Origin of the sequence: Methylocaldum sp. GT1BB, from assembly GCF_051027545.1 — a bacterium.
GTDB lineage: Bacteria > Pseudomonadota > Gammaproteobacteria > Methylococcales > Methylococcaceae > Methylocaldum.
This window is the reverse complement of record NZ_CP194902.1, coordinates 5030795-5050590: the sequence shown is the minus strand read 5'-3', so window position 1 is coordinate 5050590 and position 19796 is coordinate 5030795. Positions and strand designations below refer to the sequence as shown.

The 19796-nt window shown below is 57.8% G+C and carries 18 protein-coding genes and 2 pseudogenes; 15 read left to right on the top strand and 5 right to left on the bottom strand.

Features of this window, described 5'->3' with window-relative positions; all coding sequences use genetic code 11:
- Position 1 precedes the first annotated feature (1 nt).
- The 7 genes from ACR2TX_RS23620 to ACR2TX_RS23590 all read left to right on the top strand — a co-directional run bounded on the left by ACR2TX_RS23620 (position 2) and on the right by ACR2TX_RS23590 (position 6062).
- On the top strand, positions 2 to 667 hold the full coding sequence (locus ACR2TX_RS23620) for an NADH:ubiquinone reductase (Na(+)-transporting) subunit D (RefSeq protein WP_077728809.1): 666 nt from the start codon (positions 2 to 4) through the stop codon (positions 665 to 667).
- Entirely contained in the window at positions 667 to 1275 is a 609-nt protein-coding gene (nqrE, locus tag ACR2TX_RS23615; RefSeq protein ID WP_077728810.1) for an NADH:ubiquinone reductase (Na(+)-transporting) subunit E, read from the top strand. Before ACR2TX_RS23620 ends, nqrE begins: the two co-directional genes overlap by 1 nt.
- 18 nt (positions 1276 to 1293) lie before the next feature.
- Positions 1294 to 2514 carry an NADH:ubiquinone reductase (Na(+)-transporting) subunit F gene (nqrF, locus tag ACR2TX_RS23610; RefSeq protein WP_077728811.1) on the top strand — a complete coding sequence of 407 codons (1221 nt, stop codon included), beginning with the start codon at positions 1294 to 1296 and terminating at the stop codon, positions 2512 to 2514.
- A 178-nt stretch (positions 2515 to 2692) separates the two neighbouring features.
- Positions 2693 to 2875 carry a DUF539 domain-containing protein gene (locus ACR2TX_RS23605; RefSeq protein ID WP_077728812.1) on the top strand — a complete coding sequence of 61 codons (183 nt, stop codon included), beginning with the start codon at positions 2693 to 2695 and terminating at the stop codon, positions 2873 to 2875.
- A 153-nt stretch (positions 2876 to 3028) separates the two neighbouring features.
- Complete coding sequence (gene sbcB / locus ACR2TX_RS23600) at positions 3029 to 4468, top strand: exodeoxyribonuclease I (protein WP_077728813.1); 1440 nt, start codon at positions 3029 to 3031, stop codon at positions 4466 to 4468.
- 57 nt (positions 4469 to 4525) lie between these two features.
- Positions 4526 to 5059: an SRPBCC family protein gene (locus ACR2TX_RS23595; protein WP_077728814.1), complete on the top strand. Its 534-nt coding sequence runs from the start codon at positions 4526 to 4528 to the stop codon at positions 5057 to 5059.
- A 4-nt stretch (positions 5060 to 5063) separates the two neighbouring features.
- Entirely contained in the window at positions 5064 to 6062 is a 999-nt protein-coding gene (locus ACR2TX_RS23590) for a cytochrome D1 domain-containing protein (RefSeq protein ID WP_077728815.1), read from the top strand.
- Between the two features lie 62 nt (positions 6063 to 6124).
- On the opposite strand, the gene ACR2TX_RS23585 is transcribed toward ACR2TX_RS23590, so the two are convergent.
- Positions 6125 to 6544 carry an MAPEG family protein gene (locus tag ACR2TX_RS23585; protein ID WP_077728816.1) on the bottom strand — a complete coding sequence of 140 codons (420 nt, stop codon included), beginning with the start codon at positions 6542 to 6544 and terminating at the stop codon, positions 6125 to 6127.
- 258 nt (positions 6545 to 6802) lie between these two features.
- On the opposite strand from ACR2TX_RS23585, the gene ACR2TX_RS23580 reads away from it, so the two are divergent.
- Complete coding sequence (locus ACR2TX_RS23580) at positions 6803 to 7912, top strand: tectonin domain-containing protein (RefSeq protein WP_143735067.1); 1110 nt, start codon at positions 6803 to 6805, stop codon at positions 7910 to 7912.
- Positions 7913 to 8141: 229 nt separating this feature from the next.
- Here the strand turns inward: ACR2TX_RS23580 and ACR2TX_RS23575 are convergent, their stop codons facing one another.
- The 4 genes from ACR2TX_RS23575 to ACR2TX_RS23560 all read right to left on the bottom strand — a co-directional run bounded on the left by ACR2TX_RS23575 (position 8142) and on the right by ACR2TX_RS23560 (position 10749).
- Positions 8142 to 8744: a class I SAM-dependent methyltransferase gene (locus tag ACR2TX_RS23575; RefSeq protein ID WP_077728818.1), complete on the bottom strand. Its 603-nt coding sequence runs from the start codon at positions 8742 to 8744 to the stop codon at positions 8142 to 8144.
- Positions 8741 to 9298: a GNAT family N-acetyltransferase gene (locus ACR2TX_RS23570; protein WP_434130803.1), complete on the bottom strand. Its 558-nt coding sequence runs from the start codon at positions 9296 to 9298 to the stop codon at positions 8741 to 8743. Before ACR2TX_RS23570 ends, ACR2TX_RS23575 begins: the two co-directional genes overlap by 4 nt.
- A gap of 141 nt (positions 9299 to 9439) precedes the next feature.
- Entirely contained in the window at positions 9440 to 9862 is a 423-nt protein-coding gene (locus ACR2TX_RS23565; protein ID WP_434130801.1) for a hypothetical protein, read from the bottom strand.
- A gap of 221 nt (positions 9863 to 10083) precedes the next feature.
- A complete protein-coding gene (locus ACR2TX_RS23560; RefSeq protein ID WP_434130799.1) occupies positions 10084 to 10749 on the bottom strand; it encodes an alpha/beta hydrolase in 666 nt (221 codons plus the stop codon).
- 529 nt (positions 10750 to 11278) lie between these two features.
- On the opposite strand from ACR2TX_RS23560, the gene ACR2TX_RS23555 reads away from it, so the two are divergent.
- The 7 genes and pseudogenes from ACR2TX_RS23555 to vapC all read left to right on the top strand — a co-directional run bounded on the left by ACR2TX_RS23555 (position 11279) and on the right by vapC (position 19788).
- Positions 11279 to 11845 carry a hypothetical protein gene (locus ACR2TX_RS23555; RefSeq protein WP_240502403.1) on the top strand — a complete coding sequence of 189 codons (567 nt, stop codon included), beginning with the start codon at positions 11279 to 11281 and terminating at the stop codon, positions 11843 to 11845.
- 572 nt (positions 11846 to 12417) lie between these two features.
- Positions 12418 to 13839, top strand: a complete 1422-nt coding sequence (locus tag ACR2TX_RS23550) for a hypothetical protein (protein ID WP_434130797.1) — start codon at positions 12418 to 12420, stop codon at positions 13837 to 13839.
- A gap of 565 nt (positions 13840 to 14404) precedes the next feature.
- Complete coding sequence (locus ACR2TX_RS23545) at positions 14405 to 15928, top strand: hypothetical protein (protein WP_139841086.1); 1524 nt, start codon at positions 14405 to 14407, stop codon at positions 15926 to 15928.
- Positions 15929 to 16046: 118 nt separating this feature from the next.
- Complete coding sequence (locus ACR2TX_RS23540) at positions 16047 to 17567, top strand: hypothetical protein (RefSeq protein ID WP_086134345.1); 1521 nt, start codon at positions 16047 to 16049, stop codon at positions 17565 to 17567.
- A gap of 89 nt (positions 17568 to 17656) precedes the next feature.
- Positions 17657 to 18757 carry a 5'/3'-nucleotidase SurE gene (surE, locus tag ACR2TX_RS23535; protein ID WP_434130795.1) on the top strand — a complete coding sequence of 367 codons (1101 nt, stop codon included), beginning with the start codon at positions 17657 to 17659 and terminating at the stop codon, positions 18755 to 18757.
- Positions 18758 to 19215: 458 nt separating this feature from the next.
- Positions 19216 to 19410: pseudogene (locus ACR2TX_RS23530) on the top strand (type II toxin-antitoxin system VapB family antitoxin).
- Positions 19407 to 19788: pseudogene (gene vapC / locus ACR2TX_RS23525) on the top strand (type II toxin-antitoxin system VapC family toxin). The pseudogenes ACR2TX_RS23530 and vapC overlap by 4 nt, the downstream one beginning before the upstream one ends.
- Positions 19789 to 19796: the final 8 nt, after the last annotated feature.

Here is a 19796-nt window from a genome sequence, read left to right as displayed (position 1 = left end):
GATGAACCTTAATGAAGAACACAAGAAAGTTCTTGTCGAACCGTTAGTCGATAACAACCCCATCACTCTGCAGGTGTTAGGGATCTGTTCCGCTCTGGCGGTGACTTCGCAGCTATCGACCGCGCTGATCATGAGCCTCGCGTTGACTTCGGTCACCGCCTGCTCGAGCGCCGGTATCGCATTCATCCGCAATCACGTTCCGAGCAGCATTCGTATCATCGCTCAAATGGTGATTATTGCCTCGCTGGTGATCGTGGTGGATCAGATTCTCAAAGCGTTCGCTTACGAAATCAGCAAGCAATTGTCGGTGTTCGTAGGTCTGATCATCACCAACTGCATCGTCATGGGGCGCGCGGAAGCCTATGCGATGAAGAATCCGCCGTGGGAAAGTTTTCTCGACGGCATAGGCAATGGCCTCGGCTACAGCCTGATTCTGATCACCGTCGCCATCGTTCGCGAACTGTTCGGTTCCGGCAAACTGCTCGGCATCGACGTGCTGCCTCTTTTGAAGGACGGCGGCTGGTATGTCCCGAACGGCTTGCTGCTGCTCCCGCCGAGCGCTTTCTTCCTGATCGGATTGCTGATCTGGGCGGTGCGTACCTGGAAGCCGCAACAAGTCGAGAAGGCTGACTTCGCCATCATGCCGGCTCACGGGGAGGCACACTGATGGAAGCCTATATCAATCTATTTATTAAGTCGGTCTTTATCGAGAACATGGCTCTGGCCTTCTTCTTGGGAATGTGCACGTTCATTGCCGTCTCGAAGAAGATCGAAACCGCAGTCGGCCTCGGCATCGCCGTTGTCATCGTGCAGACGCTCACGGTTCCTGCCAACAACCTGATCTATACCTATCTGTTGAAAGAAGGCGCACTGTCCTGGGCGGGTTTGGAAAACGTCGACCTGAGCTTCATCGCTTTGATGGCGTGTATCGGCGTGATCGCGGCGATCGTGCAGATCCTGGAAATGGTGCTGGATCGCTTTTTCCCTGCACTTTATAACGCTCTCGGCATCTTCCTGCCGCTCATCACCGTGAACTGCGCCATCCTCGCCGGCAGCCTGTTCATGATCGAGCGCGATTACAACTTCAACGAAAGCGTGGTTTACGGCGTCGGCAGCGGCTTCGGCTGGGCTCTTGCGATCACCGCCATGGCGGGCGTTCGCGAGAAGCTGAAATACAGCGACGTGCCGCCGGGACTTCGCGGCCTGGGCATCACGTTCATCACGGCAGGCCTGATGGCGCTGGGCTTCATGGCGTTTTCGGGCATTCAACTGTAAGGGGCAGGGCATAAGACAATGTTGGAAATCATCCTAGGCGTATTGTTTTTCACCCTGATCGTCATTGCCCTGGTCTTCGTGATTCTCGGCGCGAAATCGAAGCTGGTCGCATCCGGCAACGTCGATATCCTGATCAACGACGAAAAGACCATCCACGTTCCCATCGGCGCCAAGCTGTTGACCGCGCTTGCGGACAACAATCTGTTCGTATCCTCGGCTTGCGGCGGCGGCGGTACCTGCGCCCAGTGCCGGGTAAAAGTGCACGAAGGCGGCGGCGACATTCTGCCCACCGAACTTTCGCACATCACCAAGCGAGAGGCGGCGGATGGGGATCGTCTGGCCTGCCAGGTCACCGTCAAGCAGAACATGAAGATCCATGTTCATGACGAAGTCTTCGGCGTGAAGAAATGGGTGACCACGGTTCGCTCGAACCATAACGTCGCGACCTTTATCAAGGAGTTGGTGCTGGAACTGCCCAAGGGCGAGCATGTCAATTTCCGCGCCGGCGGCTACATCCAGATCGAGTGCCCGCCTTATCATGCGAAGTTCTCGGATTTTGATGTCGAAGAACGCTTCCGTGACGATTGGGACAAGTACAATCTGTGGCAGTACGAATCCGTCGTCAAGGAGCCGGCCATTCGCGCTTACTCCATGGCGAACTATCCGGAAGAGAGCGATATCATCATGCTCAACGTCCGTATCGCCACGCCGCCGCCGGGAGCCAATGGCATTCCGCCGGGGGTCATGTCGTCCTATATCTTCAATCTGAAGCCGGGCGACAAGGTGACGATTTCCGGGCCGTTCGGCGAGTTCTTTGCCCGCGACACCGACAACGAGATGGTCTTCATCGGCGGTGGCGCCGGTATGGCGCCGATGCGCTCGCACATCTTCGACCAGCTTCGCAGGTTGAAGAGCAAGCGGAAGATGACCTTCTGGTACGGCGCTCGTAGCTTGCGGGAAATGTTCTACGTGGACGATTTCAACAAGCTGCAGGAAGAAAATCCGAACTTCAAGTGGTTCATCGGTCTTTCCGAACCGAAACCGGAGGACAATTGGACCGGCTACGTCGGCTTCATTCATAACGTTCTGTACGAGAACTATCTGAAGGACCACCCGGCGCCGGAGGATTGTGAATACTACCTTTGCGGTCCGCCGATGATGAACACCGCCGTGATCAAAATGCTGGAAGACATCGGCGTGGAAAGGGAAAACATCATGCTGGACGATTTCGGCGGCTAGTCCGCCCGGTTCGTCCGGCCGAGAAAGCGGGAGGGGTTTTCGGGCGCCTCCCGCTTTTCTTTTTTGGAAAACGTAGTAAAGTCGAGACCATTTTTCGGGGCATGTCCTTTTCGGCACCGGCGCAACCGGCCATAAGGGTGCCTCAAGATCATCCGTATTGGATTAGTCGAGGCGAACGATGACACTGTTTCTGATTACTTTTGCGGTGATAGCCGCCGTTATCTTCTTTATGGCGATAGGCGTCATGTTCGGGCGAGGCGCCATCAAAGGCACCTGTGGAGGCGTAAACAACGGCGAATGCGTTTGCGTTCAGAAATGCGAGAAGCGGCGAAAGCTCGAAGCTATGGCCGAAAACTCCTGATCAACAGGCGCTTTAATTCCCACAGTCGCCAGCGGATAGGCGCTAATACATTAACGATTTTTTCCCGCAAACAACCCATGTGCCGGATGAAGACAGTACCGTGGCGGTTTACGTTCCTCGCTTGGACACGTAAACCCTAGGTACTTCCGGCACATGTCCGCCTGCTCTTCCTTATATTGGTACGATTACGAAACCTTCGGGACCGATCCCAGGCGCGACCGTCCTGCGCAGTTCGGAGGCATTCGAACCGATCTGGAACTCAATCCGATCGGCGAACCCGTAACGCTGTTCTGCAAGCCCGCGCGTGATGTATTGCCGGTACCCGAAGCTTGTCTGATTACCGGCATAACGCCTCAGTTGGCTGCGGAGCGGGGCGTCACGGAAGCGGAATTTATCGCCAGGATTCATGATCAGTTCTTGGTGCCGGGAACCTGCGTAGCCGGCTATAACAATATTCGGTTCGACGACGAAGTCACCCGAAACTGTCTTTACCGCAACCTGTTCGATCCGTATGAACGGGAATGGCGCAACGGCAATTCCCGATGGGACATCATCGACATGCTGCGACTGACTCGGGCGCTCCGGCCCGAGGGCATCGAATGGCCCACGGACGATTCCGGCAGGCCGAGCCTACGATTGGACGCGCTGACGGTCGCTAACGGAATACAACACGAGAATGCGCACGACGCCTTGGCCGACGTCTGGGCGACCATCGCCATAGCGCGTTTGGTTCGCGAGCGCCAGCCCAAGCTTTTCAATTTCGTTTTTTCTAATCGCGGGAAGAGAGAGGCCTTCGAATTGCTGCGGTTCGGCGCAATGCAGCCGGTCTTGCACGTTTCGGAAAAATTCGCCGCAGAGCGGCACTGTATTGCCGTCGTGGTTGCGCTCGTCAAGCATCCGCGAAATCCGAACGGGATAGTTGTTTACGATCTTTCCGTCGATCCCACGCCACTCGTCACCCTGAGTGCTGAAGAGCTTCGGGAACGCCTGTTCACTCCGGTTGCGAAACTGCCGCCCGGCGTCGAGCGTGTTCCGCTGAAAACGGTCCACGTGAACAAATGCCCCGTTATCGCGCCGTTATCGGCTCTGCGTCCCGGAGATGCGGAACGGCTGCAAATCGACCTTTCTCGCTGTAACCGCCACCTCGATTTACTCAAGCGGGAATGGACCTTGGCGAAGAAGATCCAGGAAGTGATGGAATTCAACGGTGTCGAGATGGTTATGGATGATCCCGATCTCATGCTGTATGACGGATTCATCGGCGATGCCGATCGCGCGACTCTAAAATGGCTACGCGGTTTGTCTCCGGATGAATTAAGCCGCGCGCAACCAACATTTAAGGATGCACGTCTGCCGGAGCTGGTTTTCCGCTATCGTGCTCGAAACTTTTCCGAGACTTTGTCGGCGGAAGAAGCCGCCCGCTGGGAAGCGTATCGCATCCGGCGCTTGACGGTTCAGGGATGTGGCGGAAGTATAGTTCTGAGCGAATATCAAGCAAGAATCGATGCGCTGGAAACATCTCCCGGCTTATCCGCCAAGGATCTGGAAATCCTCGCGAGTCTGCGGCGTTACGCTCAGGAAATTATCTCCTAACCCATAAGCAATTTGCCTTATACTTTCGGCTTTGTTCGTTCACACCAGGAGAAAATAATGAAAAAGCTCTTGTCATTAGTCGCCGTCCTGTCGTTGCTGTGGGCGGGGTTTGCGAATGCCCACGGTCCGAGCCGTCAGAAGGTTACCGAAACAGTCGACATCAACGCCACGCCGGACGCGGTTTGGGCCCTTGTCGGCGACTGGGCGAATCCGCAGAAATGGTTGCCGCCGGTTGAAAGCACCACGGCGCAAGGCGGTACCGAGAAAGGCGCGACGCGGGAACTCAAGCTGAAAAGCGGCGGCGTGATCAAGGAAGAACTCAAGAGCTACGATGCCTCCAAAATGACCATGCAATACAAGATCACCGAAGTCGATCCCAAGGATCTGCCGGTAGCCAATTATTCGTCGAATATCAAAGTCGAACCGAACCCGGCCGGTGGTTCCAAGGTGGAATGGAACGGCGCCTTTTATCGCAGCTTCATGAATAACAATCCTCCGCCGGAGCAGAGCGATGAAGCCGCCCTCAAAGCGGTTACCGAACTATACAAGGAAGGATTGGCGAATCTGAAAGCCGTTGCCGAGAAGAAATAACGACATGTTTGGCGTTTACGATTCGGTAAATCGGGCGAAAGCGGTGGCGTACGCCACCGCTCTCCTGTTTTCCTCGGTCGGTGACGTTTCCGCCGAACCCTATGCTTATGTCACTAACCAAAAGGACAACAGCGTATCCGTGATCGATACGGCGAGCGGAACCGTCGTCAAGGCTGTCAAAGTCGGGTCGGAGCCGGCCGGCGTCGCCGTCAGCCGAAACGGCGCCAGGATTTGCGTCACCAACCCCGGCAGTAAAGACGTTACGGTTCTGGATGGACGCACCCAAAACGTGATCGCCACCTTGCCCATGGGCGAGGGACCGTTGGGCATTGCGGTCGATCCGGCCGGGACGAGGGCCTATGTGGCGGATTGGTACGGACACTATCTTTCCGTGGTCGATCTCGATAGCTCGAAAGTACTGAAGCGAATTCCGGTTGGGCATTCTCCTTCCGGTGTCGCTGTGAGTCCGGACGGAGCGAAAATTTACGTGTCGAACCGGGACGACGACACGGTTTCGCTCATCGATGCCGCCGAGCTGGAAGTCAAGAAAACGGTCACCGTCGGCAAGCACCCCTTCGGCGTCACACTGGACTCAAGAGCCAGCCGTCTGTACGTCGCCAACGTGGAAAGCAACGACGTCTCCGTGGTCGATGCGGAGAGCATGGCGCTACTGAAAACCATTCCGGTCGGCGACAGACCCTATGCGGTGGCTTTGGGCGCCGGCGGTAGTCGTCTGTTCGTGACGAACCAATACGACAACACCGTATCGGTCATCGCGGCCGACCGGGGCGAAGTCATCGCCACGATCAAGGTGGGCGAATACCCCGAAGGCATAGCCGCCCATCCCGACGGCAAGCATATCTATGTCGCCAATTGGTTCAGCAACTCCGTTTCCGTGATCAATGCGGACACCTTGCAACTGGAAAAAACCATTCCCACCGGTGACGGCAGTCGGGCCTTCGGCGAGTTTGTGGCACAGGCGGTTGAGGCGAATCCGCACTAGTTTCAGTGTCGTGTTTGACGCATGGACGCTCTGCCGTTTTCCGATTGGGACTTCGTTCCTTTTCACACCAGAACACCGAGCCGTATCCATATTACGAGCAGAACGGCATTGCTCAGGATGAATAAAAAGAAGCGGACGGGAACTTTGTTGAACGTCAGGTGCACCATGCTGTGCCCGATCCTTAATGCTACGTAGCTCCACGCGAGAGCAATGAAAACAGCGTCTGTACGCGCTGTTACCATAATTGCGAGGGCGGCGACATAGAACAAGGGTGGAAACTCTGAGAGATTTCTCAGATTGTTCCCGGTCTTCAATACCTCTTCCGGAGGTTCGGGGCCGCAGAAGAGTTCGAAGTATTCGTTTGTAAGCTCTCCCTTCAAAACCGCCCGGACTCTGACCTGTACATTCCTGAGCATGATCAGAAACGTCCAGCAGAACAGTGCTAGCATCGGATAAACAAGATCGTACGTCTGAACCGTCATCGATCAACTCCCGTAAATAGAGCCTCTTATGAACTTTTTTCGGGAGGCCGGTCATAGGGAAGTATGATCGAACCCAAACCCCGTCCTTACCACTAGAGCCCCGTCACGATAAACACGGGAACTGCACAGCGAGGCACGGATATGCCAGCACCTTCAAAGCGGACAATCAAGCTTGTCAGTGTCTTGGCCGTTTTAGTGCTGACCGTGCTCGTCGGCACCGTAAGAGCAGTTGACGAACGGGTTTGGTATCCGAGGTCCGTGATCGACACCACCCAGTCAGGGCAAGTTTCTTTTCCTCAGCTGCGCGACGTCGCCAAGCAACTGGATACAGGTGCAACAGATGTCTGGCTCATCGCCAAGGACGGAACCCTCTGGCGGCATGGCGGCGGCCCCTGGCCCCCCCGAATCGCCGGTCAAGTCGCAAGCCCCGGCGGACTTGCACGCGTGGATGTGGCGTACGACGGCACGGTATGGTGCATCACTTCTAGCGGCTTTTTGTGGCATCGGCGCAATGATGAAACGTGGAAGCAGGTACCGCAGAACTTGGCCGGGCCATTGGTGGACGTCACGGTGTTTAATGGAACCGTATGGGTCGCGCGCGCCGATGGGTCTGTCTGGATGACGAGGAACGGTATCGATTTCGAGGACCGAAGTGCCTTGATCGGCTTTAAGCGACTCGCCGGCAACAACCGTAGTCAAATGTGGGGTATAGCGAACTACGGTGCTCTTTGGTGGCGCGGCAACGTGGGGACGCCCGATGAAGCCTGGTTTCCTGCCGAGGGAATCGGCAGCGAAATGCAATGGGAAGATGTCTCGGTCAGCCATGATGGCACAGCCTGGCTCGTCGCTGCCGATGGGACTGTCTGGTTTACAACCGATGGAATCGGTTATCAAAAGATCCCAGGGGAAGGGTTTAGCAGCATCTCCGCTGGAAGGTATCTTGATCATTGGGCCGTAAAGGCCGACGGCACGTTATGGGCTTGGCAACCCTCCGAAGCGCCTCCTCCCGCGGCCCCACCTCCACCGCCACCGCCGCAGTCACCATCTCCGCCGCCGCCGTCCCAACCGGAGCCCAACCTCGGCGTCTCGACCACCGGAGCCGGCCTGGAAACGGCCTTCCACGTAACGGGCTCGGGCTTCCTCCCCAATACACAGACGACTATCCGCGGGGTGCGCATCGGCCAAGACGAAATCTCCGAGTATTATTGGACGACGACGGCCAATGCCGATGGGGAAATTGCCGCTGATCTCCCTATCCCTTGTCTTTCCGGCATCATAATCAATTTTTCGGCAAACGATGGCCGGCCGGATCCGAACGATCTCACTAATCGTTTTTGGAGTAACACAGTCCCTGCTTCCTGCCCCTGATGAGTATGAGTCAGGCTCGAAAAAGTGGGCGCCATCGATCGGGTAAATCCTTTAAATCAATCATTAATTTGCCGCCCTAACGGGCTTAGAATCCCCCAAGGTTTGAACAGCTTAGGGTCTGTGGTTCGTCGATGATCGAAAAGCTGAATTTTCGAGTCGAGGGTTTTTCGACGCGTTTGTATGGGCGTCTACTCCCGGGCAAACCGGAAACGGCAGCCGTATCGAGACGTTAAGCGATGTGTGCGACGATAGCGTAGCGGCCCTTGTCCCGGCCGGAGCTTGGTTCGTTCATGAACTCGGCGACGAGTGGCCTGAAACCCAGCTCGCCGAGCATAGACATTACCTTCTCCGGAGGAAACGAGTCGTAGAAGAACGTCTCGCCGAACATCGTATCCGTGAACGCCGGATGCTCCGATCCTCCCACGGTCAACATCAGTCGGCCTTTCGGGATAAGCATTTTGGCAATGCGGGCCAGGATAGCCGGGTGACGCTCGCGCGGAATGTGGAAGAGGGCGTCCCAACAGACAACGCCGGCGAAACGATCGTCGGTCTCGAATCCCTCGATCGTCGATTCGATCCAGGTCCCTGACGGCATGCGCGTTCTGGCGCGCTCGAGTAGCTCGACTGCCTGATCGATACCGGTGACCTTATGCCCCTGGTTCAAAATGCACTCGGCCATCGGGCGTCCAGTGCCGCAGCCCAGGTCCAAAATAGGGGACCGCGCGGCCATATCGCGGAGAAAAGTGTCCAGGTACGCCTTCTCGCGGCCATAAAAGGCATTGCGCGCTCGGTCCCATGATTCGGCGATGGCGTTGTAAGCGTCGCGATTCATGGTTTGGACTTCAGCCAATCGCATTGTTGCGAGCGCCGCAAGGGGATCATCGTCGATTTGGTAAAGCCGAACCGCTCGTAGAATCTTTGAGCGCCAAGATTGCCGGCGTCCGTTAGGAGCGTGATTCGTGCACATCCTCGTTCGCGGGAAATCTGCAACGCATACTCAAGCAGCTTGCTGCCAACCCCGTCGCCTCTCTTGATGGGATCAACGACCATGTCCTCCAAGATCGCCGCCCGAGCTCCGAGCGCCGTTGAGACGGTATAGAGGAGACTCACCATCCCAATGATCTTGCCGTCCGCTTCTGCAAGCATGATCTCTCCAACCTGAGGGTTTGAGATGATCGTTCTTAAACCGGCCTCCTGCAGCGCGACGTTGGGCGTGAATTCTTCTTCTTGCGCGAACAGGATCTCAAGGAGACGAGACAGCTGAGAGATGTCCTCGTCTGTTGCGATTCTCAGATTCAATGCCGCCTCTCCTGTGAATGCCTGACGAAGCTGTGGAAAAGTCTCATTTTCACGCCAAATTAAGTCCGCTATCGACCGATTTTTCATGCCGTGGCTTTTCGAGTTTAGTGTTTTCTACACCGTCGATATCGAAGTTCAGCCGGCGCGAAGGCGCACGTCATGATCGATGGGCGCCTCTGGTCGTGAGCCGCCGGCAGGTTCCGTTACCAGGTTTGAAGGCCGACTCGACTAATCGAGATCGGCGAACTGGCTGCGCGCCTGACTGATAAGCTTCTCCGCAGGGGATAGTACATCCTTCTTCGGACTATGGACGATGGCATCAAAGTTCTGCGCCAAGGCGGCTGCGATCATCAGCACGCACACGTCCTCACGGGGATCGCCTTCCGAGCGCAAGGTGATTAGGGTGTCGCGCTGGCCGGCCTGCGCCTGCAGGTTGGGGAATCGGGCCAGATAAGGCTCCAAAGCATCGAAACGGATATTGACTCCACTGTCTTCGCCATTGATAGTACAGGGCAAATAGCCAGAGCTTTCGAACGGAGCGTAGGACTCATCGACGGAGAGCTTGAACTTGAGCCCATTGATGGCCTCCTGAAGCGCTTCGCGCGTGGGCACGTCGGAGCGGTTAAGGATTACGGATTGCGATTGCGACACGTTGAATCTCCTGGCTTTTCGATTAATCAAAAGTGAATGCCCGTGCTACGTCGCACCAGTACACAAGCAGTGAGGTGGCCCATGCGCTTACCGGTTCTCGGCTGTCATGGGTTCGGGGCTCCTTGGGCTTACCATCTGCATTGTTAGCAGGCCGAGTCGCATGGAGTCCGAGGCGCGAGATCTTTTGAGCTACCATCCCAAGAGCAGATCGATATATGCGCCTAGTCGGCGCTAGGCTTGACCAAGGCTCGGTGAAGGTAATCGGCAATGATGCTCACCCCGTCATCGTCAAGACCATGATAACTACCGGGTTTAACCAACCTTTGTATAGAGATTCCCCACTTGGCCAATTGGTGCTGGGCCTGATCCAAGCCCACCGCGCCGGTGCCGGCCTCCACATCCGCCTCAACTAATAACACCGGCGGACTGGATCGAATCATATTGCGCTCGATAGGGTCTTCATCGATGCCGCCGGCGACAGCGACGATCGCGCCCGGCGGCTTGGCCCGCATCAGGCCGGCGCGAAGCGCGAGAGCCGCGCCTTGGGCAAAACCGACCAACGCGAGCTGGCTGTCTTCCAGCCGCCGTTTGGCGAGGACAGCATCGAGAAACACCTGAAGACGTTCAGCGGCTTCGTCCAGCCCAGCGCCCGAGTGTTGAGCGTTGTCGGTCGGGCAAGTCCACTGGCGCCGATTGCTTTCCCCATCGCTAAGCCAGGGTGCGTTGGGCGCCAGGAATTCCGCTTTGTTCAAGGTGGGAGCCCAATCAAGCGCCAGTTCGATGATCTCATCGCCATTCGATGCCGCACCATGCAGCAGGATCACGAGGTACTTGGGTTTTCCGCAGGAAAGCGGCGGTTGACTCGGCCCGTCTAGAATGATGTCCATGCTCAGGGACCTCCAAAGAGCAAGTATTGATATTTTCCATTTTCGCCATTGCCCAGATTCTTGGAAACAGGAAGGCGCGCCGGAAACTTTCGCGGGATTCACCGTGCAGAGGCTCGAACACCGCAATTTCAAGGCCTGCAGCCGTATCGAATCATTTTCGGAAACAATGAGTCGCCGGATAGGGAGCACTATCCAGCGCCTGCGACGATTCGTATAGGACGCATTGGCTTTAGCGTAATGTGCTAAACGGAAAACCAGGTGGGAGACTGGGTGGACTCTTTTGCGAAGACGGGGATTCCAAAGACGCCAAGACGTACTCAGCCGGGCAGGCGAATGAATTCCTGACTCGTTTGCTATGGATTCTGGTGTATGCTATGGCCTCTGAATCTAATGCCGATTCATGTCGTCGGACGAGTCACGCAACCGTTTGATTAATGAGAGAAAACTAGAGAATGGTTGAAAGATGCCATTCCGATTGAGCTGTCCGAGCAATAGCTCTATTCATTCACATGCAAGATCCGAGGTTTCCATGGCTGTGCATGAACTGGTTTCAAAGATGAAGAGACTTCCCAAAACCGCGTCAATTGTGCTTGCGGGGGCGGTGTTCCTAGCGGGATGCGGGGAGTCGGACAAACCCGCTGAAATGTTCCAGGGGCTGCCGCAAAAATTCCAGGAAGAGCAGAAATTCGAAAAAGAGCAGACCCTGCGAGGTACGGTAAACGACGAGAAGGAACCCGTCATCCAAGGAAAAGTGGTGGCCACCGACGAAAAAGGCAACACCATTGCGGAAACATCCTTGGAAGGCAGCAACCGCTTTTCCATCGTCATTCCGGCCGGCACCGCATTGCCGATCCTGCTGAAAGCGTATCGTGAAGGATCGGAGCCGCTCATAGTAGCCATCGTGGATTCGTTCGAGAGCCAATACAACATCAATCCCAAGACCACGGCCATCGCCGAAAAAGCCAAGTCGCTGGGCGGCTATACCCGGAAAAACCTGATGGCGGCCGCGATGATGAGCAGTACCGTTCCCGAGGAGGACAAGACCACCTCCGGCTTCCGCGGCGATCCGACAAAACGCTACGGCGGCTGGCATTGAGGCGATGCGGGGCACAAGCGGCCTGTCGCTGGCTGAGCACGGTCATGCGATGGCTATACATCGGCCATAAATGACAAGCGGCCCCTTCCCCTTGAGTTTCTCGAAGGTCTTGGTGCGCATCTCTTCAAGCGATCGGTCGCTTGTCGTGAATCAATCCCGTGCCATGCCCCGCTCGCCATAAGAAGCGTTCGCACATCAATCCGTACACTCCCGATCGGTATTGCATCAATCCGCCAACCTTTCGATCACGACAGGGTGCCTATCCCGGCGGCCCTCGAAACTTCGCGACAGGGCCGGGCGGATGGTCAGGCGTCGCTGCCGTTTGTGCCGGGCGTGTCTAGTTGTGAACAAAATCGACTTATTCCGAGTCTCCTTTTATACAGGCCCGAATCGGGTAATCGGGCTTTTCTGCCTCCCCCGCTCCAAACCCATGGCGGCATCGGGTTCGCTACTTAAGCGTTTCACGAGAGCCAGGGGCGTTTGTCGAAAATCGCTCCTCGTGCCGAAGCGATAACAAACGCCCGCCCCGTTCATGAGCAGGAAACTCATACTGGAATAGTGAGGAAAGACTTATGGATAGAGTCAGCCTTATCACCCGGACAATCACCCCGTTATTTCTGTCACTTGCGGGGTTTTTGCTCAGCTTGGCGGCGTTTGCCAATGATTCCCACAGAACCGGCAAATCAACAGAGGCCAACACGGCTTCCCAATTGGAGCGCGACCGAATTGTCCAAAATGCCGCGCAGATGGTTACCCAAGGACGGGAAATTTTTCGCTTCGATAGTTTTGGCGACGAGCAATTCTGGAGTGATGCGCTTCAATTGCATAAAGCCATCGAAGGGGAACGCTTCGGCGGAATCGGTAATGGACTGACACCGCAACAAGCCCTGGACTTGGGGCTAAAGGTCGACGTAGAGGCGCTGCCGGGATCAGTCGTCCAGCAACTCGAGCAGGGGGCGGTCGATTTGAGCGACGTCGCGGTTACGCTGGCCCTGATCAAGCAGGACGCCGTATTGGGCGTCAAAGGCACGTTCAATTCCGACGGTTCGCTCAAATCCGTGGGTCTCACCTGCGCCCTTTGTCACTCCACCGTGAATGACTCGCTCGCTCCGGGCGTTGGCGAGCGCTTGGACGGCTGGGCGAATCACGATCTCAACGTCGGGGCCATCATCGCCCTCGCTCCGAACCTGCAACCAATCGTCGATTTGCTGAGAATCGTTCACCCCGACATTACCGACTCCCAAGTCCGCGACGTGCTACAGAGTTGGGGACCCGGCAAGTTCGATGCGCAACTCCTCCTCGACGGCAAGGCGTTCACCCCGGAAGGCAAGCCGGCTGCCACGCTCATTCCCGACGCCTTTGGGCTTGCCGGCTACAATCAGCACGCCTGGACCGGCGACTGGGGTACGGTGACCTACTGGAATGCATTCGTGGCGGTATTGGAACTGCGCGGGGTCGGTACCTTCTTCGATCCCCGGCTGGATGACGCCGATAAGTTTCCGATCGCTGCCGCGAAAGAATTCGGCCACATATCCGTCGATCCGAAAGAGGATCAGGTTACTCCCAAGCTGCCGGCGCTCCATTTCTTTCAGCTGGCTCTGCCCGCACCCAAGCCGAAAGCCGGCGTGGACTTCGATGCAGGGGCGGCCGAACGGGGGAGCGAACTGTTCGGCGGCAAAGCCAAGTGCGGGAGTTGCCATGTCGAGCCGCTGTGGACCGAGCCGGGCTGGAACCTGCATACACCCGACGAGATGAGGATCGACGGTTTTCAGGCGAATCGTGCTCCCGGAGACGCTTACAAGACGATGAACCTGGCCGGGATTTTCGTGCGTGAACGCGGCCTTTTCATGCGTCCGGAGAACAAAGGGCGTTTTTACCACGACGGTCGGTTCAATACCTTGCTGGACGTGGTGGACAGTTACGACGCACGCTTCGATTTAGGACTGAGCAATCAGGAAAAACGCGATCTAGTCGAGTATCTGAAGTCGTTATGACGACGCCGGCGGGACGCCGGGCTGTGCGCATGACCTGCGGGCGGCTCCGCCGTATAAATCGGCTTTCCTGCCGATTTGTCATACGGCACGTTCATGTGCCGTCCCCTTCGGGCGCTTTGCGTGCAAATCGGCTTTCCTGCCGATTTGTCGTACCTCAGCGCATCCTACGGGCTCGTAGGATGTGCTGAACGAAGGTGAAGCGCATCATTCGCGATTGGTGCGCTGCCATCCATGTCCTCTGGACCCCGGCATTCCAATCGCATAAACGGTTCCGTGCCGGGGGGCGTTCTTCGGCTTAACGTAACGGCATTGCCTGTTAGCCCGTGTATCTCGGCTATGACGTAAAGAACTGACGCAGTCCTCCGTTTTTGTCAGGTCGAGGCATGATTGCAAGACCCGACCTCATCCATGGAAGCGGAACAAATGCCGAGCCTTGCAATCTAGCAGATTATGACGGCATGAAAATTTTTTGATGCAAGGCGCTTCTGCTCTGATCCATTTCCGCAACATGGGGCGCTTTGCCGCATTCGTTTCACTCAGGACACTAGGTCGGTCAGGAGGACTCATGAGAACCCACATGCTTTGCTTCGCGTTCGCGGCGATGATTGCATTTGCGTCCGCGGCGAACAGTGAGAACAACGGATCGAGTAACGACAATCAGCTCCCCGAGTCGCTGGAGCAGAAGGTCCGGAATCTCCGGACCGACCTGGAGGCGAAAGGCTACGAGGTCGCTCGGGGAGCCTGGAACCTGTTCAGGATCGAAGACTGCAAGTTCGCGCTCGAGACCATCGGAAACTGCCTCGGCAACAACCCGGCGGCGCCCTATCTCATCCCTTCCGTTCCGCTCTGGCCGGACGAGTTCGTGGACCAGAACATGAGGGACTTGCTCGGGCCGACGCCGGGCGACACCTGGTGGACGTACCGGCTTGACCAGCGCGAGGCGCTGGTCGTGCTGGCGCAGCTTCCGCCGCCCGGAAGGTACTTCGGGATACAGACGTACATCTTTACGCGCGAAGGGGAGATCGACACCACGGATGAAATCTACCAGTCCGTGGCCGATGATCCTTTCATGCAGAGCATCCTCTTCATGATGTCGCCGAATCCGTCCCGTGCGCTGGTGTTCTCCAGCATCGGCAACAGCAACAACAACGTCGTCATCGAGCGGCAATCCGACGCGGCGTTCAACCAGCAGCGCTTCTTCATCATCACACCGGACGCGGTGATGGAGCGTGCGCTCACCGAGGCGCTGCTGCGGGCGGGCGTACCGGATCGCAACCAGGTGTTCGTCGAGCCCGTGTCGACGGACCTCGGCCGGCTGGGGTTCGGCTCAAAGGCGGACGACCTGATGACCGTGATGCGTTATTCGCTGCCGGAAGACGAGGCGGCCGGCGATGAGTGGCGCCAGAAGCGCCCGCTCGCCATTCTCCGCGTGAGGGACACGAACACGGCGCGTCCGACCGAGCCCTACCCAAAACCTGTCCGGGACGAGAGGATCGCCAAGTCCGAGCTCGGGTTCGAGGGTAATGTCGAGAATCTGGTCGAGGCGGTCAAGCAGCACTGGGGACAGCCCGACGCCAAGGACGGGCCGTTCGAAAGCCTGCTGCTCAAGGTGGACCTTATCGGCGAGCATTGCGTCCGGCGCCCCATGAACTGCCTCGGCGATACCCAGGACGCAGACTACCAGATCAGCCCGACGGAGAGCATCGACTCGGGCGAAGTCCTCGCCGTCGCGGGCACCCTCGGCACCGCCACCGGCAACGCCACGTACACGAGTCTGGCGCCCAACCGGATCCCGGCTCTGGTGGGCGTCACGAACGTCTCGGATCCCGATCTCAAGGGGAGCGCGTCCGCCTTCTCGGAGACGGTCGGCAACACCGACAAGCTCTACGTCTACTACTTCGCACGCGACTGCGGGAACCTTCCGAATTGCCGCGAAATCACCGAGGAAATGGTCCCCCCAGGCGACGCAATCAAAATCATTCAGCGGAACTACGTCGTGCCGGGGTCGACCCGAGGTCCTGACCCCAAGCAGCTCGTGAACCCGACGCTCATCGTCTTCGACGGGGCGAAACGGCCGTCGAGCCGTTAAAGGGGCCTCTGAGCAAGCGGATTCCGTTCATGACCCTTCGACAGGCTCAGGACAGGCCTGTCGAAGGACTTAATCCGAGCTTCCTTAAGGACAACAGGATGGTCGGTCAGGAGGACTTATGAGAACCCACACGCTTTACTTCACGCTCGCGGCGATGATCGGATTTGCGTCCGCGGCGAACGGCTGGAACAACGGTTCGAGCAACGACAATCAGCTCCCCGAGTCGCTGGAGCGGAAGGTCCAGAATCTTCAAGCCGACCTCGAGGCGAAAGGCTACGAGGTCACACGCGGCTTCTGGGACCTGTTCACGATCGAGGATTGCCAGTTCACGATCGCCGTGATTGGAAACTGCCTCGGGAACAATCCGGCGTCACCGTACGTTATTCCCGCCGTTCCGCTCTGGCCGGACGAGTTCGTGGACGAACACATCAAGGATCTGCTCGGGCCGACGCCGGACGACACCTGGTGGACATACCGCCTCGATGAGCGCGAGGCGCTGGTCGTGCTGGCGCAGCTTCCGCCGCCCGCGAAATACTTCGGGATGCACACCTACGTTTTCACGCGCGAAGGGCGCATCGACCCCGCGAATATAGTCTTCCAGTCGGTCACGGACCCCTTCCTGGGGGAACTGCTCTTCGCCCCGTCGCCGAACCCTTCCCGCTCGGTGATGTCCGCGACCTTCGGCAACAGCATTAATAACGTCGTCATCGAGCGGCAGTCCGGCGCGGCCTTTAACCAGCAGCGCTTCTTCATCGTCACGCCGGACGCGGTGATGGAGCGGGAAGTGACCGAGGCGCTCCTGCGGGCGGGCGTCCCCGATCGCAATCAGGTGTTTACTACCCCCGTGTCAACGGAGATTTTCCGGGCAGGGCTCGGGCCCGAGGCGGACGACCTGTGGATCACGATCCGCTATACGCGTCCGGAGGACGAGGAGGCGGGTGATGAGTGGCGTCGGCAGCTTCCCCTGGCCGTGCTCCGGGTGAGGGACACGAACACGGCGCGTCCGACCGAACCCTATCCCAAACCCGATTACGATGAGCGGACCGCCCGCTCCGAGCTGGGGCTCCAAAGTGAATTCGCGGCTCTGATCGAGGCGGTCAAGAAGCACTGGGGGCAGACTTCCGCTCCCGAACAGCCGTTCCAGGCTCTGGAACTGACCGTGGATCTCATCGGGCAACACTGCCTCGAACGCCCCATGAACTGCCTCGGCGATAACCAGGACGAAGACTGGCGGCTCAGTCCTCGTTCGAGCATCGATTCGGGCCAGGTGCTGGCCGTCGTGGGGACTCTCAAAACGGCTACGGGAAACGCGACGTACTCGGCCATCGCACTCAATCGTTCGTCGGTTCTCCAGGGCATCGGGAACGTTTTCGACGAAGATCTCGCGGGGAGCGCGTCGGCGTTTTCTGGAACGGTCGACAACACCGACCGGTTTTACGTCCAGTACTTCGCGCGCGACTGCTCGGGGCTCTCCCACTGCTTTGAAATCACGGAGGAGATGATTCCGAAAGGCGAGACAGTCGCGTTCATCGAGCGGAACTACGTTGTTCCGGGTACGGCCCGCGGCGCCGATTCCAGGCAGACGCTGACACCATTGGTCATCATCTTCGATGGCAAGGCACGGCCGTCGAGCCGCTGAGGAAGCGTGCCGCTGCGAGCGCCCGCGGAAACGCAGAAAGGCCCCGTGGACGCTTGTGGCTGCAAGATGCCCATACACGGAGGTAAACCATGCGTCCCAACGACCTCAAGGAAGCTCTGATTAAGTCCTTCGACAGGCTCAGGACAGGCTTGTCGAGCCACGAACGGAATCCACTTGATCAGAGCTTCCTCAAGCACCGAGGCATCGTCGCCGCGGCATTCGCCGCCTTGTTGCTCGTATCCTCGCCCGGCGTCCGGGCACTCACGATCGCCCTCAGCGACGACGACGGCTGGGACGCCATCGGGATCCAGGCCGCCAAGCGGGCGCTGGCGGCCGCCGGTCACACCGTGATCCTCGCCGGCCCGCTCAATGAGCAAAGCGGCAGCAGTGCGGCGATCAACCTGACTGACCTCCGGATTACCAAGCGACGCGACGACGAGGGCGCGCTCGAGTATTCCGTTGCGATCGGCGACGGGGCGGAAGGAGCCGAACCGGCGACCAGCGCGCTCGTTGCCATGGACATCGCCCGGCAAAGCACCGGCCGGTTGCCCGACTTGCTGGTGTCCGGCATCAACGTGGGCGCCAATATCGGCGCCGCCACCCAGTTTTCGGGTACGGTCGGTGCCGCCATTGCCGCGCTATCCCCCATGCTCAACGGCGCTGTCCCCGCCATCGCGATCAGCACCGATCCGTTGTGCGGCGAGTCCACACCGGATTGCAAGACAGCGAACGAGGCCCATTTCGCGCAGGTGGCGGACTTTCTCGTTGCCGTCATTGCCCGCCTCGAACGCAAGGCCGGCTCTCTGGAGGGCGAAAAGAGCCTGCTGCCACGGGGGATAGGTCTCAACATCAACTACCCGCCGTTACCCGAGCCCGCCGGCGTCGTCGTTACACGGCAGGGTCGCACGGTCACCTTTGCGGACGATCTGGTGGTGAGCTATGGCGCCGATACGGTCACCATCAACATCGGCTGTCGTGAGCCCTGCGCCGATGTACCGGTCGGAACCACGCTCCGGGGCGGGATCACGAAGATTGTCCCCGACGAAACGCCCGAGGTGCCCGGCGCCGACACCACGTGGTATACGCGAGGGTACATCACCATCGTGCCGATCACGCCCGACTATACGGCTGACGCGCCGAGTGCCTTCTCTCTCGGGATAGATATCAAGGCTGGCCTTGGCAGGCGATAGACGGTGATTTCAACGGGCTCAGCATTTGTAGGTCGGCAATCCTTTGCCGACGAAAACGTTGGCCCAACTGTGCACCGTCGGGAAGGGCGGCTTCGGCGCTCCAATCGCAAACGGTCATCCCAGGACGGCCGTTTGCGATTGGAAGGGGCGTCCTGGCGCTCCCAGGACGGCCGTTTGCGATTGGAAGGGTCGCGACTAAAGCGACCGTTTGCGATTGGAAGGGTCGCGACTAAAGCGACCGTTTGCGATTGGAAAGGATTCCCGACCTACTCGCGAGTGCCCGTACAGCAGGTATGAAAATGGTCTAGACGGTGATCCCGACGAGAACGGTTCTTTAAATGTTGGAATGTGAAGACTGACCGCGATAGATGCCTATCCCACATCTTTGGCTTGCCTGCCGAATTGGGCAGCTTTGGGATGTGTAAAATGACCATATTTGACACACATCGGAATCAGGCATGCGAACCAATATCGTCATCGATGACGAGCTAATGAACGAAGCTCTGAAATCCACCGGCCTTTAAAACCAAACGGGAGGTGGTAGAGCTTGGATTCAAGACACTCGTCCGCTTGAAAAACAGGAACAGATCAAAGCGTTCAAAGGAAAGCTCAAATGGGAAGGCGACCTTGACGCTATGAGAACCGACGGGTGATCGTGGTCGATTCCAGCGTCTGGATCGATTACTTCAACGGCAGCGACACGCCCCAAACCGCCATACTCGACGAACTGCTCGGCGTGGAACCGCTGGCCATCGGCGGCTTGATTCTAACCGAGGTCTTGCAGGGCTTCCGCAAAGATGGCGATTTCCGAACGGCTAAGTGGTTGCTGATGTCGCTAACCGTCTATGAGTTGCTCGGCACCGAACAGGTACTCAAAAAACGGGGCATCACCATTCGCAAAACCGCCGACGTCATCATCGCTACATTTTGCATAGATAAACGGACACGCCCTGCTGTTTTCCGATCGAGATTTCGTTTCGTTTGTCGAGCACTTGGGATTGCGAACGGTCGGGAGATACGGGGTCGAATAGCTGGGGCG

Excerpts from the sequence above, each read along its gene's own strand:
- ACR2TX_RS23620 (WP_077728809.1), top strand. The coding sequence starts at position 2 with ATGAACCTTAATGAAGAACACAAGAAAGTTCTTGTCGAACCGTTAGTC.
- nqrE (WP_077728810.1), top strand. The coding sequence starts at position 667 with ATGGAAGCCTATATCAATCTATTTATTAAGTCGGTCTTTATCGAGAAC.
- nqrF (WP_077728811.1), top strand. The coding sequence starts at position 1,294 with ATGTTGGAAATCATCCTAGGCGTATTGTTTTTCACCCTGATCGTCATT.
- ACR2TX_RS23605 (WP_077728812.1), top strand. The coding sequence starts at position 2,693 with ATGACACTGTTTCTGATTACTTTTGCGGTGATAGCCGCCGTTATCTTC.
- sbcB (WP_077728813.1), top strand. The coding sequence starts at position 3,029 with ATGTCCGCCTGCTCTTCCTTATATTGGTACGATTACGAAACCTTCGGG.
- ACR2TX_RS23595 (WP_077728814.1), top strand. The coding sequence starts at position 4,526 with ATGAAAAAGCTCTTGTCATTAGTCGCCGTCCTGTCGTTGCTGTGGGCG.
- ACR2TX_RS23590 (WP_077728815.1), top strand. The coding sequence starts at position 5,064 with ATGTTTGGCGTTTACGATTCGGTAAATCGGGCGAAAGCGGTGGCGTAC.
- ACR2TX_RS23585 (WP_077728816.1), bottom strand. The coding sequence starts at position 6,544 with ATGACGGTTCAGACGTACGATCTTGTTTATCCGATGCTAGCACTGTTC.
- ACR2TX_RS23575 (WP_077728818.1), bottom strand. The coding sequence starts at position 8,744 with ATGAATCGCGACGCTTACAACGCCATCGCCGAATCATGGGACCGAGCG.
- ACR2TX_RS23570 (WP_434130803.1), bottom strand. The coding sequence starts at position 9,298 with ATGAAAAATCGGTCGATAGCGGACTTAATTTGGCGTGAAAATGAGACT.
- ACR2TX_RS23560 (WP_434130799.1), bottom strand. The coding sequence starts at position 10,749 with ATGGACATCATTCTAGACGGGCCGAGTCAACCGCCGCTTTCCTGCGGA.
- ACR2TX_RS23555 (WP_240502403.1), top strand. The coding sequence starts at position 11,279 with ATGGCTGTGCATGAACTGGTTTCAAAGATGAAGAGACTTCCCAAAACC.
- ACR2TX_RS23550 (WP_434130797.1), top strand. The coding sequence starts at position 12,418 with ATGGATAGAGTCAGCCTTATCACCCGGACAATCACCCCGTTATTTCTG.
- ACR2TX_RS23545 (WP_139841086.1), top strand. The coding sequence starts at position 14,405 with ATGAGAACCCACATGCTTTGCTTCGCGTTCGCGGCGATGATTGCATTT.
- ACR2TX_RS23540 (WP_086134345.1), top strand. The coding sequence starts at position 16,047 with ATGAGAACCCACACGCTTTACTTCACGCTCGCGGCGATGATCGGATTT.
- surE (WP_434130795.1), top strand. The coding sequence starts at position 17,657 with ATGCGTCCCAACGACCTCAAGGAAGCTCTGATTAAGTCCTTCGACAGG.